Raw genomic sequence first — 16,566 nt, forward strand, 5'->3', positions numbered from 1 at the left:
AACGTTATTTAATAAGGAGATAGTAATGAATGCTTATAATATCGAGATATTGAAACAATCCATTGATGATAAAGCGCGCTTTGATGGTTGGGTATTTGGTTTGCCCCCCGGAATTAAAGCCAATCAATGGCCGCTTGACCCACATACCGGCTACCCGCTAAAACACAGCTTTACACTAAGATTGCCAGAGGGCTATCGCACTGATGAGAATGCATTTGCGGTTAGCTTTTTTGCAATCGCGGTTGATCACAATGATGGCGGGCCCGAATATATTGAAGGGTTAGAAGAGGCGTTATTTGCTGAGCAGTCGCCAGATGAACCGCTATTCAAACCCTTTTGGCAGGCGATGCAAACGGTTCATCCTAGCTGTAAGTTTGCAGCGGATACGCTAGATTGTTATTACGCAACGCTCCTGCTTAGTGAAGCTGAGTTTTACGGCGAGCTCTGTTCACCGCCAACTATTATTGAACGACATTTTGAAGATGATGTTTGCGTCCCTGAATGGCTAGTCGAGGGTGGGGCGAGTTGCTTTTGGAAAATGAACTATTCCCAGTACCTCAGTTTGCCAGCTGAAGAGTACCAAATATATCGCGAGCTTGGTGGAATTCCCCCAGAAGCAGTGAGTTTTAACCGTGCAATTGCGCTTGTTGCCAACCCTAGTGATCCTAATGCGGGTAAGACGCCCAGCGAATATGAAGATACAGGTTATATTGACCCGTATGAAGGCGATCCTGAGTGGTTAGAGAGTGTTTCGCCAAACCATTTAGGCGGGACGAGTTTAAACGGTCAAGGGATCCCAGATTTTCTTACACCTTACTACATCGAATTCGAAGAGATCTTAGGTGGGCATAACTTTGGCGGAGGGATAGGTATGCTTGATTTGGTAACTCGCGAGTTTGATTGGAGTTGTGGCTAATATTAACTAATACCAATTTATCTTAATACTTGCTCAATTTGAAGGAGTAAATCTGACGCTAACGGCGTTAAAAATTTCTTATTTAGAACAACTAAATAGCAAAAGTTTTGCCTAGTTATCGACAAGATTTTCTCGCCTCAAAATAGCTCACTTAATTAAGCAAATTGGTATAAAAAAGCAGCCATAAAGGCTGCTTTACAATTTGGGCAGAGTGCTTAGGCAAGCACTGATTTTAAACGCGATTATCTTGCGTTAGTACTTTCAAAGATTTTGTCAGCAGAAGCTGCAACAAAACCAGTATAGATCTCGCCGTCAGGCTTGGCATAACGCAGAGCAAACTCATAGAAGCAGCTTGGAATGCTAAATTCACCGTCATTAAACTGCACGTTTTGGTGATCAGCAAGCGTTGAAGATTGTTCTAGTAACACTTCTGGAGAGCCTTTGATCTCGCCACCTGATGTGTTTAGTTCAAAACCATTGTCTTTGAGTGCTTGGTTTACAGCTTCAATTGTGGTGAAGTTCTTCAGGTAGTTGATGCTTACCGTGAAATGGTTTGCACGGTAGCCCCATGCAGACATCCATGCGGCATACTCGCTCTCAGCCAGTAGTTTTTTGTATGTCTCGTGAGAAACGCGCCAGTGGGTGCCAGAATACAGGAAGTTTTCAGCTGTTACTGCTGATTCGTCGATTTGCTCAACCATGTCTTTAACGATAGCTTGTAGTTCTTCTGAACATTTTTCAACGAGCAGCTCAGAGATAAACACCTTTGGTTTCGTTGGATCTTGGTGTTCATAGTGCTTGGCATATAGCTTTTTCGCTTCAAAGTGGTATTCGCCACATTCTGTGTAACCTACTGCTTTAAAATGTGAAGCGAGCTTTTCTAGACCTACTTTTTCAATATTAAAAGTACGCAATGCGATGTGGTCATTGATCACGTCGTCTTTTTGCGTTGAGCCGAGTAGTTCATGAACTTTAACTGCAGAAGGTGTTACTTCTAGGTAGTTGTCCCACAGGTGTTCAAATAGTGTATCTACGTTGTTGTGCATAATGGTTTCCTAATTTTTTGTCTTGGTGACAGCTTGTTAAACTTTATACCAATTGGTATCAGCACGACATTGAAATCTATAGTTTAAATGCGTTTATCAGTTCACCTTGAGTGACATCAAGCGCATTGGCTACCTCTACGGTCAGCTGAATTTTTTCTTCTGCTTCGCACAGATAAGCCTGATCGGTAAACGTGGCTTTAAACGCGTCTAATCGACCATTTGAAATAGCAAGATTAGGGAGCTTGTCAGGTAGTGAAGCGACTATTTCAACCTCACCTTTAAACGACTCTCTAACCGTTCTAATGTTGTCTAGTTTGGCTTCTACCGTTGGACCTGCGTCGAACAAGTCAACATAGCCACGGTGTTCAAACCCTTCTTTTTGTAATAAACGCAAAGCAGGCTTGGTTTTCTCGTGCACTTTACCTATCACAGCTTGTGCTTCTGGACTTAGTAGGTTTGCATAGATGGGATACTTGGGCATAAGTTCACAAATAAAAACTTTGTCCCCGAGACCGACCAAGTGATCTGCTTGCGGAAATTCAATGCTAAAAAAGTGTTCTTGCAGCCACTGCCAAAATGGCGAATGGCCATGTTCGTCACTTACACCACGCATTTCCGCAATAACGGTGTCGCTAAAGCGTTCTGCATGTTCTGCCATAAATAAGAAACGACTTCTTGAAAGAAAGCGACCAGCGAAGCCTTGACGATGACCTTCACGTAAAAATAGCGTGCAGATCTCAGAACTTCCAGTGTAGTCGTTACACATCGACAGAATATCGACGGTATTATAGACACCCAAAGTTCTTGAGTGATGTACTGTTTTACCAAGATGATAGTGATATAAAGGCACAGACATACCTACCGCGGCTTCAATCGCAGTGGTACCTATAATTTCGCCCGTTTGTGTGTCTTCAAGAACGAATAAATAGCCTTCGTCGTATGGTTTTGATACTGACTTTGCAAAGCTTTCAACCGAGCGGTTAATTTTATTAGACAACAATTCGTCATCTACTGGCAGTGAGGTAAACCCATGGCCAGATTCAACCGCAATGGTTTTTAGCGCATCGAAGTCAGTTTTTTGTATTGGTCTTAATACTAACATGAGAAAGAGGAGACCGAGGTCCCCAGCTCCTTAGCCGTTTACTACTGCAGCAACCGCTTGTTCAAAGCGTGCTAGGCCTTCTTGGATCTCTTCATCAGTGATCACAAGAGAAGGTGTAAAACGAACTACGTTAGTGCCAGCAACTAATGACATTAAACCGTGCTCTGCACTTGCTACTAGGAAGTCGCGTGCACGGCCTTCAAATTTATCATTGAGCACTGCACCAAGAAGAAGACCTTTACCGCGCACTTCAGAAAATACATTGTATTTGTCGTTAATGGCATTTAGACCATCTCTGAATAGTTGTTCTTTGGCTTTTACGCCAGCTAACACCGATTTTGTATTTACTGTGTCAAATGCAGCTTCCGCTACCGCGCAGGCTAGTGGATTACCACCATAAGTTGAGCCATGGGTGCCGACTTTAAGGTGAGCTGCAATTTCAGTGGTGGTAAGCATCGCGCCAATTGGGAAACCGCCACCTAGTGCTTTTGCGCTAGTAAGGATATCAGGTGTTACACCTAGCCCTTGATAAGCATATAGATCACCAGTTCGGCCAACACCCGTTTGTACTTCATCAAAAATAAGTAACGCGTTGTGTTTATCACATAGTTCGCGCACAGCTTGGACAAACTCAGCATTTGGAGAAATGATCCCGCCTTCACCTTGAAGCGGTTCCATCATGACTGCGCAAGTGTTGTCTGAGATTGTTTTTTCAAATGTAGCTAAATCGTTATAGTCGATATGAGTGATATCAGCAGGTTTTGGACCAAAGCCATCTGAATAGGCTGCTTGTCCACCAACCGTTACCGTGAAGAAAGTACGACCATGAAAGCCTTTGTTGAATGCGATAATTTGCGTTTTTTCTGCACCAAATTTATCCAGTGCCCAACGACGCGCAAGTTTAAGTGCCGCTTCGTTTGCTTCAGCGCCTGAGTTTGCGAAATAGACTTTTTCTGCGAATGTTGCATCAGTTAACTTTTTGGCAAGGCGAAGCGCCGGCTCGTTGGTCATCACATTTGATAAGTGCCAAATTTTTTCGCCTTGTTCTTTAAGTGCAGAGACGAGCGCAGGATGACAATGGCCTAGACAGTTTACGGCGATACCGCCTGCAAAATCGATGAACTCTTTACCTGTCTGATCCCATACGCGAGAGCCTTGGCCTTTAACAGGAATAACGGCTGACGGGTTGTAGTTTGGAACCATGACTTCATCGAATAATTCGCGATTTGCTTGCATGACGATTTCTCCTAAATTGTTATCATTGTGCGGTATTACTGTCGAGCAGAAGCTGATTACTTGTTGTTCTGCTCACAGCCAACTTGCTATTTCTTCATTATTACGCGCTTTTGTAATAATTTGCAGTGCAATAATTCACATATTTGCTATCATTTGTGTCAAATTAACATGGTTAAATTGCAAAATGATTAGTTCACAAGACGAAAAGCTCATTGCACTGTTGCGTAATAACGCACGAGAGAGCATCTCTGAGTTGGCACGAAAGTTAGACCTTTCCAGAACCACAGTACAAAATCGTATCGCAAAATTAGAGCAAAATGGCGTAATTAAAGGCTATCGCGTAGAGTTCGCGGAGCAGTATATGGATGATTTAGTATCGGCACACGTTTCTATTAAGGTAAAACAAAAACTCACTACAAAGGCGAATTTAGCATTGCAGCAGTTGCCAAATGTTTCAGCGCTTTATGCCATTAGTGGGGAATATGACTTGATTGCTATTGTTGAAGCACAGAGTTTGGAGCAGTTGAGTCATCTGCTAGATGAAATCGGTAATTTAGAAGGGATTGAGCGTACCAATTCGTCGGTTATCCTAGAAACCAAATTTAAGCGATAAATAACCTTACCTAGTCTGGATAAATACTGTGGGCGTTCATCACGAACCGCCAAGCACCCACTTTTAGCATAATAGGTTGCCTAGCGTGAAAGGTGCAGTATATAGCTCTCTTTTTTCGCTTAACTATTAACAGCAGCTACCCAACTTGCTCTGGTAACCAAATGCTGGTGCCGGTGGCTGCGATGTGATTCACATTGCCATTTAACACTTTGCTACCCACATTATTTGAGCTTTCAGGCCGGCTAACTAAATACCCCTGTACACAGCTAATTCCTAAGTTTTTAACTAGCTCAAATTGTTCGGTTTGTTCAACGCCCTCGGCAACAATCTTTAATTCTAACTGTTGTCCAAGTTCGCTGATGGAATTGAGGATCTTACGGTACTTGGGGTTGCTATTGGCTTGGGTGATAAACAGTTTATCGATTTTTATCACATCAATGGGTAAATCGGCGAGGGTGCTTAGCGAGCTAAAGCCTGTTCCAAAGTCATCAATCGCGACACTTATTCCTGCATCTCGGCATTGTTGTAATTGTGAAATCGTTTCATTGCTGGCCTTGATAAGAGTGGACTCCGTGATTTCCAACATCAAAGCAGTAGCTGGTAAACCGGTTTTTTCTAGGGCAGCATTTACCCATTCAAAGACTTTTCTGTGCTTTAATTGTATTCCAGAAACATTGACCGAGATTTTTACCTTTTTCATCCCTGCATTATGCCATGCACACATTTGCCTACACGACTCAAGTAGGATCCAATCACCAAGCTCTAAAATTAAATTTGACTCTTCTGCAATTGGAATAAATTCGGCCGGTGGAATCTGCCCTTCTATCGGGTGGTTCCAACGAATAAGCGCCTCAAAATAGTCGATAGCACAATCTTCAACATGCACTATCGGTTGGAATGACAGATAAAAGCTTTGCGCAGAGATAGCGAGTCGTAACTCTTCTAAGAGGTAGTGATAACGTCGCATTTTCGACCCCATTTCGGGGGAATAAACTTTAAAAATTCCACGACCATCCGTTTTTGCTCTATACATGGCAACATCAGCCATCTGCAGTAATGAGTTTGGTGTTGCTGCACTATCTGGGTATACCGCGATGCCGATACTTGCTCCAATTTTGACAAGCTTATTGCCAAGCAAGAAATCACGCTCTATATCACTAAGAATGGACTGCGCGATTTCTGTGCACAAACTTGGATTGTTTAATTTGGGAATAAATAGCGAAAATTCATCGCCGCCGAGTCTTGAAAGGTTTTGTTCAAGGCCATGAATAGGGTGGCAATCTTCTAAACCATATTGGCGAACCACTTTTGAGAGCCGAGCAGCGACTTGGATCAGAATTTCGTCGCCAAAACTGTGGCCAAAGGAATCGTTGACCTGCTTAAAGCCGTCCAAATCAATAAATAGCAGGCCACATTTTTGTTGCGCCAACTCAGCTTGCTTTAACTTTGCCTCAATATGGTCAATATATGCATGTCTATCTATAAGCTTTGTGAGCTTGTCTTGAAAAATTTGAGACTCTGAATGGCGTTTTACGCGTGCAAGATGGCTAGACAAGTCGTGGATCGCATGGCTGAGCTTGGCAAGAGAGGACTTATGGTGCAGTGGCGCACTATCAACCTCTAAACGCATCAATATTCCTCCAACGTCCTTATTCACCTCGCTTATATCTTCATCTTGATTACGGTAGCGGCGTTCTGATTTAAAAAGGTATGCAACAATCGCGAGTAAAGTTGCGATTGAAATGAGAGTGATTGGAGAAGTAAATACGGTATACCAAACTGTACTTACATCCAGATATTTCGGGATTCCGAGTGTTGACTCTACCGCAACATAAGTGTGGTTTCCGCTTGCTGCAAAGTTCAAACCGTGCAGTAGTGGGGAATACCAAGGTGATATCATTGATACTGTAAGGTGCTCATTTACCGGGGTTGTAGCGATCAGCTCAAGCACGTGAGCCTTAAAAGACAGATGCAGCAATATGACAACAAATAATGTGCCCAAAAGTAGGGTACTTGTTAGTCTTATCGCGTTTGGCATGGATAGGCTTTCCTTAGTAATTCAGACTCTTGCATATTATGGAGTAATCGTACTTAGATAACACCATCATCGCAAAAAATGTAATCTGAAATTATAGTTACTAACCTAGTTTTTTACACACTTTAGCATTCAGTTGCAAACTTCATCGTGTGAAAGTACCAAATATTTCACTTTGCAGACTGCTTTATATGAGCGGGATCAATTATTAATTAAATTCACTTTACATGATAACCATTCTTAACTAGCTTTCTTGTTGACTCTTAATGTGATTGGCTCAGTGATTGCAAGGAACTCATAGCAAACTGAAATCACTGCTTATCTGATTTAGATTGCGCCAAAACGGTGCAAAATTGCACCAAATTTGTACTGTCATACAAACTCAATATTTGTTTGCTGTACTTAGGGTTGTTGATTTTTAAAGCGAACGGTGAGTTGTCATCTAGTTTCACTTAAATTTCAATATGCTCGACATAAATCGTACACAGTTACCAGTCGTTTGCAGTATTAGCGTACGTCGCTGTGAAATAAGGACTCACAAAAGGTAAACGGGGGTTATATGCTCACTAAACGGTTTTTCAAAACAAAAGACGAAGCAGAAATTACATTTTCATTTTCACACCCAGAAGCGAAAACGGTGGAACTTGCTGGTGATTTTAATGATTGGCAACCCGAGCCGATGAAATTCATCAAAAAAGACAGTGCGTTCAAGCTCAAACACCGTTTACCAACCGACAAAGATTACCACTTCAGATATTTGATTGATGGTGAAGTCTGGGACAATGATCATCAAGCAGATGATTATGTGCCCAACGGCTTTGGAGAAGACAACAGTGTTGTGTCCACAGCGAGAGCGTAACATTATAAATGGACAACATTGCTCAGCTTCTTTATCTCTATGGTATTGGTTATGAGTACCATAAATACACGGGTGATCATGTGGTATTTGATCACCAAACTCGTCTACAGGCATTGCAGGAGTGCGGTGTTGATGTCAGCAATCTAGATGAAATAAATACACTCAATTTTGAGCTGGATATTGCTAAGTGGTTAACGCCAGTTGAAGCCATTTCTTTGCTTTGCAAAGAGATGCCAACTATTACGATAAGAGTGGATGCCGGCCTGCAAATTAACGAATTAACTGTGTCGATCCCCGCATTGGGTTATTGCTGTGTTTGCGATCCAAACAAGCAAGTAGTGATTGGGGATTACCGCTATCAAGATACACGCTATGTTCAACTTGAAGTGCCAATAAACGCGATTGAAGTCGGTTATCATAGCGCTGAGGTAATGTTAAATGGTGCGCGGTTCGAGACAGAACTTTGGGTGACGCCTAGACAGTGTTATGACCCGATTGAACAACATAAGAAGCTCCTTGGATTGTCTATTCAGCTATATTCGTTAAAGCCTGCTGGCAGCAAGTTAAGTTCAGACTTTTATGAGCTAAAGCAATTAGTTAAAGCTAGCGCAGCTGAAGGGATTGACTACATTTTGCTAAACCCACTGCATTTATTGTTTGTTGATGAGCCAGAAAAAGCGAGCCCGTACAGCCCAAATGACCGCCGCTTATTGCACCCTTTTTACATTTCTATCGAGCTTTTGTGTGAACAATTTGGTTTAGATGTGAGTGTGTTTACCGACTATTTAGACAGCTCAAAGGCTAACTTGAACGCGACATATCTTGATATGACTCATTGTATGGAAATTAAGCTTAACGCGTTACGTTTTGCGTGGCAGTTATTGTGTGAACAAACTGGAGCGTGGCGTGCAGACTTTACTCGATTTTGCCAGGCTAAGCAGCAAGAGCTTAAGGCATTTGAGGACGATGACTTCGCTAAATTTTTACAATGGCTTGCGTTTGAACAATTAACGCAATGCCAGTCTTTGGCACTGAATGCCGGTATGGCTGTAGGTTTAATCAATGATTTAGCCGTTGGTTGTGCTGACGGTTCAAGTGAATACAACAGCAATAAAAATTTGTATGCCGAACGTGCTCGCGTGGGCGCGCCTCCAGACCCTTGGGCAGAGCTCGGTCAAAACTGGGGGTTACCAGCGTTAAACCCCGTTAAGTTAAAAGCGCAGCGCTTTGCATTTTTTAAACAGCTGATCCAAGCGAACATCACCGGTGTTGGGGCATTAAGAATTGATCATGTGATGGGCCTAAGAAGGTTGTGGTGGTGCTTTTATCAAGATCAGCAGCAAACAGGTTGCTATGTATATTATCCATTTGAGTACCTTTTAGCGATCCTCAAAATTGAGTCTGTCAAACATCAAGTAATGATCATTGGTGAAGACTTAGGGGTTGTTCCAATCGAAATCAAAGAAGCAATGTCTGAGTCTCATATATACAGCAATATTCTTTTTTACTTCGAGAAGGATTATCACGGTCAGTTTTTAGCACCTACGCACTATAAGCACAATGCATTACTTATGGTTGCAAACCATGACGTCCCGCCATTTTTTGGCTGGTGGAGCCATGATGACCTTAGGTTGAAACGTGAATATCAGTTATTGAGCGAACCCCAACTAACAAAAGCGGATGAAGAGCGAACATCCGAGCGAGAGAAGCTTTGTCATTGGCTTAGTCGCTATGGTGAAGTGAGTGTCAGCCTTGCGAGCGAAGCCCGCGATGTGTATCAGGCGCTTATCAATGTGCTCGCCAAGTCGCCTGCAAAAATGCTGACAATTCAGTTTGATGACCTCGACGAACAGAAGTTACCAGTGAATATTCCTGGTACTGATCAAGAGTATCCAAACTGGAGAAGGCAACTTAATCAGACATCAGCGGAAATTATTGCAAGTTCTCGGTCGCTTATCCGAGATGCAATAACTAGCAGGAAAGAATAGATGAATACAAGAGCAAAAATAGAAGACGCCCAAGTAGATGACTACATCAGTCAATTAGCCGCTTTGGAAGCCGGTAAGTGTCGCGACCCATTTGCCTTCTTAGGGCTACACCAGTTAGATGCGAAGCGCTCAGTCGTGCGCTGTTTTATTCCAGGTGCGACAGAAGTTAAGGTGCTTACCAGCGATAGCAGCTATGCACTTGAACGGTTTCGCAAAAGTGCGCTATTCACATTAGATTTTAAAGCGGATGACATCAGCAAAGATTACCTGCTTGAAGTGCACTACCCAGAGCAAACCGTTACTGGGAGGGATGTATATAGTTTTGAAAGTTGCTTGGCTGATGATGCCTTGTACTTATTTAATGAAGGAACACAAGCTCAAGCTTATTTGCATTTAGGTGCACATCAAGTAGAAATAGAGGGTGTAATTGGGTTTCGATTTGGTGTTTGGGCGCCAAATGCGTTGTCTGTTTCTGTGATAGGTGAGTTTAATCATTGGCAGGCCGTGCAGCATCCAATGCGATTACATCCAGCCAGTGGTGTATGGGAGCTTTTTATTCCGGCACTGGAGGTTGACTGCTGCTATAAATTTGCAATCACCACATTTGAGGGGGAGCGCATAGAAAAGGCTGACCCTTTTGCATTTAAAATGGAACAAGCACCGGGTACGGCGAGTATAACTCAGGCTCGACCTGCGGCTTTCACATTGAGCCAAGCTGATCATGATAAAAAGGCGCTGCGTAATAAAATCAATGCACCCATTAGTATTTATGAAGTGCATTTGGGCTCTTGGAAGCGCCGAGAGAAAGACGGTAATCGCTATCTTACGTATCGAGAGTTAGCGGACGACCTTATCCCCTATGTAAAGGCACTGGGGTTTACTCATTTGCAACTGATGCCTATCAGTGAATATCCTTTTGATGGCTCCTGGGGTTACCAACCGGTGGGGTTATTCTCGCCAACCAGTCGCTTTGGTGGCGTTGAGGATTTTGCTTACTTCGTTGAGTGCTGTCATCGTGAAGAGCTCGGATTACTTATCGACTGGGTACCGGGACATTTCCCATCAGATCCCCATGGTTTACATAAATTTGATGGCACACACCTATTCGAACATGCTGATAAGCGGCAAGGGTTTCATCCAGATTGGAACACCTATATTTTTAACTACGACCGCGCTGAAGTAAAAAGCTTTTTGTTGTCGAATGCGATGTATTGGATAAAAGAATACGCCATCGATGGCTTAAGGGTGGATGCTGTGGCATCGATGCTTTATTTGGATTACAGCCGTAAGCATGGGGAATGGGTGCCAAATCAATATGGCGGCCGTGAAAACCTAGGTGCAATTGAGTGCCTCAAATCAGTCAATACCAAATGCTATGGCGTTGATGAAGGTATTATGATGGTCGCTGAAGAATCCACAGCTTGGCCCGGTGTTACTCGCAGTGTTGAACACGATGGTTTGGGTTTTGGTTATAAGTGGAATATGGGGTGGATGAATGACACGCTAAACTATATGTCCAAAGACCCAATTCATCGCAAGTACCATCACCATGAAATGACCTTTTCGATGGTGTATGCCTATTCTGAAAATTACATCTTGCCATTAAGTCACGATGAAGTGGTACATGGCAAAGGTGCGCTACTGAGCAAAATGCCAGGAGACGATTGGCAGCAATTCGCTAATTTACGTGCCTACTATGGCTTTATGTTTGCCCACCCAGGTAAAAAGTTGCTGTTCATGGGCGCTGAACTTGCCCCCCGAGAGGAGTGGGATCATAACCAACAACTCAACTGGAAGTTGCTTGAAAGTGAAGCACATCAAGGCGTCTACAAGTGTGTCAAAGCGCTCAATACGACCTATAAATCAACGCCGCAATTATTCGAGTGTGATAGCAAATCAACAGGATTTAATTGGATTGATGGGGGGAACGCTGAGCAAAGCATATTTAGTTTTGTACGCTACGGACAAGATGGTGTTACACCGCTGGTGGTGATCGCAAACTTTACGCCACAAACTCATTTTCAATTCCGCTTAGGCGTGCCGTCAGCGGGTGTGTATCAAGTTATCTTAAACACGGATGACAAAGCGTTTTGGGGGAGCGGCGTTGGAGTCGTTGCACATAAACAACAACTCATTGAATCGAAAAGCATAGCAAGCCATGGCCTTGAGCAAAGTATCGATATAACTGTTCCGCCTCTGGCAACCGTGTATTTGCAGCTGATATCTGGTGGCACATGCTAACCAGTTATCGCGGCGATCATCAATTATTGGGTGCAACAGCCAGTGATAAAGGCGTTAACTTTTGTGTTTATGCACCGAAAGCAAAACGAGTCACCCTGTGTCTGTTTGACAAAAGCGGCCATAGCGAAGTGAATCGGATAGGGATGTTTCGGCATGAAGGCGGAAATTGGTCATTGTTTATCGAGGGAGCACAAGTCGGAGACTTATATGGCTATCGGGTAGACGGAGAGTATAGCGCGGAAAAAGGGCTGCTTTTCAATGCTAATAAGTTACTCTTAGACCCATATTGTCGCGACTTTTTCGGTGAGTTTACTTGGAGTGAACGGCATTTTTGCCATTTGCCAGTAGGCCATTTAAACCCATCTGATAACGCCTGTGATATGCCAAAGAGTAAAGTGACGGCGATTGAGAAGTATCAAGGGAAGCGACCGAAGACTCCGTGGAGTAAAACGGTGATCTATGAATGTCATGTTAAAGGGGCAACTGTTAGGCACCCAGATATTCCAACTAAACACCAAGGAAAATATTTAGGGATTGCTGAACAAACCTTTATCGATCACCTCAAGCATATTGGTGTTACTGCGATTGAGCTGCTACCTGTGCATGCGTTTATCAACGAGCAATTTCTTACGACCAAAGGACTAAAAAATTACTGGGGATATAACAGCCTCAACTTTTTTACGCCACACAAAAGTTATCTCGTTAACGACGACATCAACGAATTTAAGGTAATGGTAGAGCGACTCCATCAAGCCGGCATTGAGGTTATTTTGGATGTGGTGTTTAACCATACTGCGGAAGGTGGTTTGGATGGCCCGACAATTAGCTTTAAAGGGTTTGATAACCTGACTTATTACAGCACCTTGCCGAGTAAGCCCAATGTCTACATTAATGACACGGGTTGTGGAAACACAATGAATATCTCGAATCCAGTGGTATTAAGACTTGTCTTGGACAGCTTGCGCTATTGGGTGGAATACATGGGGGTGGATGGTTTTCGCTTTGATTTGGCGACGATCCTTGCTCGTCAAGCCTCGGGATTTTCAAATCAACATGCATTTTTGCAAGCGATCCATCAAGACCCAGTACTTAGCAAAGTAAAACTGATTGCCGAGCCTTGGGATATTGGTCCTGGTGGGTATCAACTTGGGCAATTTCCTTCTCCTTGGCGTGAGTGGAATGATAAATATCGAGATACCGTTAGGCGCTTCTGGCGTGGCGATGAGGGAGTATTGCCAGAGCTTGCGATGCGTATTCATGGCTCCAGTGATCTGTTTGAACATAACTTACGGGGCCCTTTGAACTCCATAAACTTTCTTACCAGTCATGACGGCTTCTCATTGTTTGATTGGACGGCTTACGAGCATAAACACAATGAAGCAAACGGCGAGGCAAATAGAGACGGCCACAGTGAAAACTTTTCATTTAATTGTGGGGTAGAAGGATTCAGTGCCGATCCTCAAATCAATGAATTGCGTCTCAGTATGCAGAAAAATGCATTACTCACTTTGTTTTTATCCAAAGGGATCCCGATGATTTGTGCGGGAACCGAAATGGCACATACGCAAAGTGGCAACAATAATGCTTACTGCCAAGACAACTGCACTAGCTGGCTGGCATGGAAAAACCACCAGCAACACCATACTTTAACTTTTTTTATCCAAGATTTACTTGCCCTTCGAAGGCAATTTGCCGCGTTTTCTCACTCATTTTATGTCCATGACAGTGACAGTCGTTTTGCGGTGAATTGGTTTAATGAACAAGCAAAGCCGTTATCGCCTGAACAATGGCGAGAGCCGAGCCGCAAATGGTTGAGTTACACCATTACTGATCAGCAGTTAGGGCAAAGCTTATTGATAATATTGAACGCCAGTGAAAGTGCATTGCAAATAAAGCTGCCATTTAGTGCATTTTCATCTCATTGGCAGCAAGCAATCACCACCGCGGTTGAGCCGCAAAGACCAGAGTTAGATTCTTATTTACAGGTTCCAGCTAAGTCAGCATGGATATTTACATCAATCAAAGGGGATGAAAAGCATGGCTAATAAAAGTGCGCCAGTATGCGTGGTAAAACATTGGCAGGATGCACCAAAGATAGATGAAAACACCTTGAGTGATGATTTGACTCGTCACTTTTACTACACCTTAGGTCGAGACAAAGTAGGAGAGTCGCGACTGTATTTGTACCATGCATTAGCCTTGACCATTCGTGACCGATTAGTCGCCCGTTGCCGAGCAACCAAAGAGCACATAAAGAGTAAAAAGACGCGTAAAGCAGCTTATCTCTCGCTGGAATTTTTAATGGGTAGAGCACTGTCTAATGCGGTGTTAAATCTAGACTTAGAAGAACAAGTTCAAGCGGCATTACAAGAATACTGTACTGAGCTTGAAGAGGTCGCGCAGGCTGAACATGATGCAGGTCTTGGTAATGGTGGTTTAGGCCGCCTTGCAGCTTGTTTTTTGGATAGCTGTGCTTCATTAGCCCTTCCTGTTGTTGGTTACGGTTTACGTTACGAATTTGGGATGTTTAACCAAACCTGTGAACAGGGTCACCAAGTAGAGCAGCCTGATAACTGGCTCCGTGAAGGCCATCCATGGGAGCTTGCCGCACCAGAACAAGCCCGCAGAGTTAAGTTTTTTGGTCATGTTGAAGTACATACCGACAAAAATGGTAGGCAGCATCATGAATGGCTTGATACGCAAGATATTCTCGCGGTGCCTTACGACGTTCCTGTGCCTGGATATCGTAATGAGGTGGTAAACACATTAAGACTATGGAAATCAGAGGCGACCGATGAGTTTGACCTCAACGAATTTAACGCCGGTAGTTATTCAGAAGCGGTGGCGAAAAAGAATCTCGCTGAGCAGATAACGATGGTGCTATACCCCAATGATGCCAGTGAAAATGGCAAAGAACTGAGATTAAGGCAGCAGTACTTTTTATCCAGCGCGAGCTTGCAAGACGTGATTGCAACTTGGGTTGAGCAATATGGCGATGATTTCAGTGATTTTGCGGATTATCACGTATTCCAGCTCAATGATACCCATCCCAGTATTGCCGTAGCTGAACTAATGCGTATTTTATTAGACGATTACGAGCTGGAATGGGATGCCGCGTGGAAGATAACGACATCAACTATGGCATATACCAATCATACTTTATTGCCTGAAGCATTGGAGCGTTGGTCTGTGAGTTTATTTGAGCGCTTGTTACCAAGGTTGCTAGAAATTATCTATGAGATCAATGCCCGCTTTTTGTCGGAAGTTGCACTTAAATGGCCCGGCGATATCGAAAAGCAGCGCGCGCTGTCACTCATTGAGGAGTCCAGTCATCCTCAAATTCGCATGGCGTACCTTGCGATTGTAGGCAGTTATTCTGTCAATGGCGTTGCGGCACTTCATACCGAGTTATTAAAAGCTGGCCTGTTTAATGATTTCTATCAACTGTGCCCAGAGAAGTTTAATAATAAAACCAACGGTGTGACGCCAAGGCGTTGGTTATCGCATTGTAATCCAGAACTGGCGCAATTGATTAGCGGAAAAATTGGCGACGGATGGCAAGCTGATTTTTCTAAAATTAGTGAACTACGTCGTTTTTATGATAATCACGCCTTCCAAAAGCAGTGGCTAACAGTCAAACAAAACAACAAACAACGTCTTGCTGAGCTAATTGCTCATGAATGTCAGGTAGAGTTTGACCCAACTATGATGTTTGATGTTCAAGTAAAGCGAATTCATGAATACAAACGTCAGTTACTTAACGTATTGCACGTTATCCATCTTTACGATCGGATCTGTCGTGGCGATGTGGCAGAGCTTGTTCCTCGTTGTGTACTGTTTGGAGGTAAGGCTGCACCCGGTTATTACATGGCTAAGAAGATCATTAAATTAATCAATAATGTTGCCAATGTTATCAACAATGACCCCACGGCGAGGCCCTATCTTCGAGTGGCTTTCATGCCCAATTACAATGTCTCAAAAATGGAAGTAATTTGTCCTGCAACAGACTTATCAGAGCAGATATCAACCGCTGGAAAAGAAGCCTCTGGCACAGGCAATATGAAGTTTATGATGAACGGCGCGATCACTATAGGTACCTTAGATGGTGCAAATATTGAAATACGAGAATGCGTTGGTGCAGACAATTTTTACTTATTTGGTGTAACTGCTGAACAAGCACAGCAAGTGCGTCAAAATTATCAGCCCCTTAAGATAATAGAAAGCAACAATGACCTAAAACGCGTTATGGCTTTGCTCGAAAGTGGGCACTTTAACCTATTTGAGCCTAATATCTTTGATGACGTAATTAACTCAATTAAGAGTAGTACCGATCCTTGGTTAGTGGCACAAGATTTTCCTTCCTATGTTGAGAGCCAGGAGCATGCGGCTCAAGCATACAAAGACAAGGAACATTGGCTGCGCATGAGTATTCTCAATACCGCAGCAAGTGGAAAATTTTCTAGCGATAGAACAATTCAAGATTACAGCGATGATATTTGGCGCTTGAGCCCAATGCAGTAGTCACCGCAA

Annotated in this window: 11 protein-coding genes; 7 read left to right on the plus strand and 4 right to left on the minus strand. The window is 43.3% G+C overall.

Annotated elements, in window-relative coordinates; all coding sequences use genetic code 11:
• The first annotated feature begins 25 nt into the window (after positions 1-25).
• Entirely contained in the window at positions 26-916 is an 891-nt protein-coding gene (locus tag PNC201_RS19015) for a hypothetical protein (RefSeq protein ID WP_102058034.1), read from the plus strand.
• A 242-nt stretch (positions 917-1,158) separates the two neighbouring features.
• Here PNC201_RS19015 and PNC201_RS19020 read toward each other — a convergent pair whose 3' ends face one another.
• The 3 genes from PNC201_RS19020 to PNC201_RS19030 all read right to left on the minus strand — a co-directional run bounded on the left by PNC201_RS19020 (position 1,159) and on the right by PNC201_RS19030 (position 4,300).
• On the minus strand, positions 1,159-1,962 hold the full coding sequence (locus PNC201_RS19020) for a DUF1338 domain-containing protein (protein ID WP_102058035.1): 804 nt from the start codon (positions 1,960-1,962) through the stop codon (positions 1,159-1,161).
• Between the two features lie 76 nt (positions 1,963-2,038).
• The gene (gene astA, locus PNC201_RS19025) at positions 2,039-3,064 is read right to left on the minus strand and encodes an arginine N-succinyltransferase (protein WP_010605388.1); all 1,026 of its coding nucleotides are present in this window, start codon (positions 3,062-3,064) and stop codon (positions 2,039-2,041) included.
• Positions 3,065-3,094: 30 nt separating this feature from the next.
• Complete coding sequence (locus tag PNC201_RS19030; protein ID WP_102058036.1) at positions 3,095-4,300, minus strand: aspartate aminotransferase family protein; 1,206 nt, start codon at positions 4,298-4,300, stop codon at positions 3,095-3,097.
• A gap of 184 nt (positions 4,301-4,484) precedes the next feature.
• On the opposite strand from PNC201_RS19030, the gene PNC201_RS19035 reads away from it, so the two are divergent.
• Positions 4,485-4,913, plus strand: a complete 429-nt coding sequence (locus PNC201_RS19035; RefSeq protein ID WP_010372995.1) for an Lrp/AsnC family transcriptional regulator — start codon at positions 4,485-4,487, stop codon at positions 4,911-4,913.
• Between the two features lie 136 nt (positions 4,914-5,049).
• Here the strand turns inward: PNC201_RS19035 and PNC201_RS19040 are convergent, their stop codons facing one another.
• Positions 5,050-6,951 (minus strand): putative bifunctional diguanylate cyclase/phosphodiesterase, encoded by a 1,902-nt coding sequence (locus PNC201_RS19040; RefSeq protein WP_102058037.1) that lies wholly within the window; start codon positions 6,949-6,951, stop codon positions 5,050-5,052.
• A 556-nt stretch (positions 6,952-7,507) separates the two neighbouring features.
• On the opposite strand from PNC201_RS19040, the gene PNC201_RS19045 reads away from it, so the two are divergent.
• The 5 genes from PNC201_RS19045 to PNC201_RS19065 are packed head-to-tail and all read left to right on the plus strand — an operon-like array spanning position 7,508 to position 16,557.
• Positions 7,508-7,807 (plus strand): isoamylase early set domain-containing protein, encoded by a 300-nt coding sequence (locus PNC201_RS19045; RefSeq protein WP_010372991.1) that lies wholly within the window; start codon positions 7,508-7,510, stop codon positions 7,805-7,807.
• A gap of 8 nt (positions 7,808-7,815) precedes the next feature.
• On the plus strand, positions 7,816-9,795 hold the full coding sequence (gene malQ / locus PNC201_RS19050) for a 4-alpha-glucanotransferase (protein ID WP_102058038.1): 1,980 nt from the start codon (positions 7,816-7,818) through the stop codon (positions 9,793-9,795).
• Positions 9,796-12,036: a 1,4-alpha-glucan branching protein GlgB gene (gene glgB, locus PNC201_RS19055; RefSeq protein WP_102058039.1), complete on the plus strand. Its 2,241-nt coding sequence runs from the start codon at positions 9,796-9,798 to the stop codon at positions 12,034-12,036.
• On the plus strand, positions 12,030-14,081 hold the full coding sequence (gene glgX / locus PNC201_RS19060; RefSeq protein WP_102058040.1) for a glycogen debranching protein GlgX: 2,052 nt from the start codon (positions 12,030-12,032) through the stop codon (positions 14,079-14,081). The genes glgB and glgX overlap by 7 nt, the downstream gene beginning before the upstream one ends.
• Entirely contained in the window at positions 14,074-16,557 is a 2,484-nt protein-coding gene (locus PNC201_RS19065) for a glycogen/starch/alpha-glucan phosphorylase (protein WP_102058041.1), read from the plus strand. Before glgX ends, PNC201_RS19065 begins: the two co-directional genes overlap by 8 nt.
• Positions 16,558-16,566 lie beyond the last annotated feature (9 nt).

Source organism: Pseudoalteromonas sp. NC201 (genome assembly GCF_002850255.1).
Taxonomy (GTDB): domain Bacteria; phylum Pseudomonadota; class Gammaproteobacteria; order Enterobacterales; family Alteromonadaceae; genus Pseudoalteromonas.

Coding starts and splice junctions, on each gene's coding strand:
- PNC201_RS19045 (WP_010372991.1), top strand. CDS start 7,508: ATGCTCACTAAACGGTTTTTCAAAACAAAAGACGAAGCAGAAATTACA.
- PNC201_RS19030 (WP_102058036.1), bottom strand. CDS start 4,300: ATGCAAGCAAATCGCGAATTATTCGATGAAGTCATGGTTCCAAACTAC.
- malQ (WP_102058038.1), top strand. CDS start 7,816: ATGGACAACATTGCTCAGCTTCTTTATCTCTATGGTATTGGTTATGAG.
- PNC201_RS19020 (WP_102058035.1), bottom strand. CDS start 1,962: ATGCACAACAACGTAGATACACTATTTGAACACCTGTGGGACAACTAC.
- glgB (WP_102058039.1), top strand. CDS start 9,796: ATGAATACAAGAGCAAAAATAGAAGACGCCCAAGTAGATGACTACATC.
- PNC201_RS19015 (WP_102058034.1), top strand. CDS start 26: ATGAATGCTTATAATATCGAGATATTGAAACAATCCATTGATGATAAA.
- astA (WP_010605388.1), bottom strand. CDS start 3,064: ATGTTAGTATTAAGACCAATACAAAAAACTGACTTCGATGCGCTAAAA.
- PNC201_RS19040 (WP_102058037.1), bottom strand. CDS start 6,951: ATGCCAAACGCGATAAGACTAACAAGTACCCTACTTTTGGGCACATTA.
- glgX (WP_102058040.1), top strand. CDS start 12,030: ATGCTAACCAGTTATCGCGGCGATCATCAATTATTGGGTGCAACAGCC.
- PNC201_RS19065 (WP_102058041.1), top strand. CDS start 14,074: ATGGCTAATAAAAGTGCGCCAGTATGCGTGGTAAAACATTGGCAGGAT.
- PNC201_RS19035 (WP_010372995.1), top strand. CDS start 4,485: ATGATTAGTTCACAAGACGAAAAGCTCATTGCACTGTTGCGTAATAAC.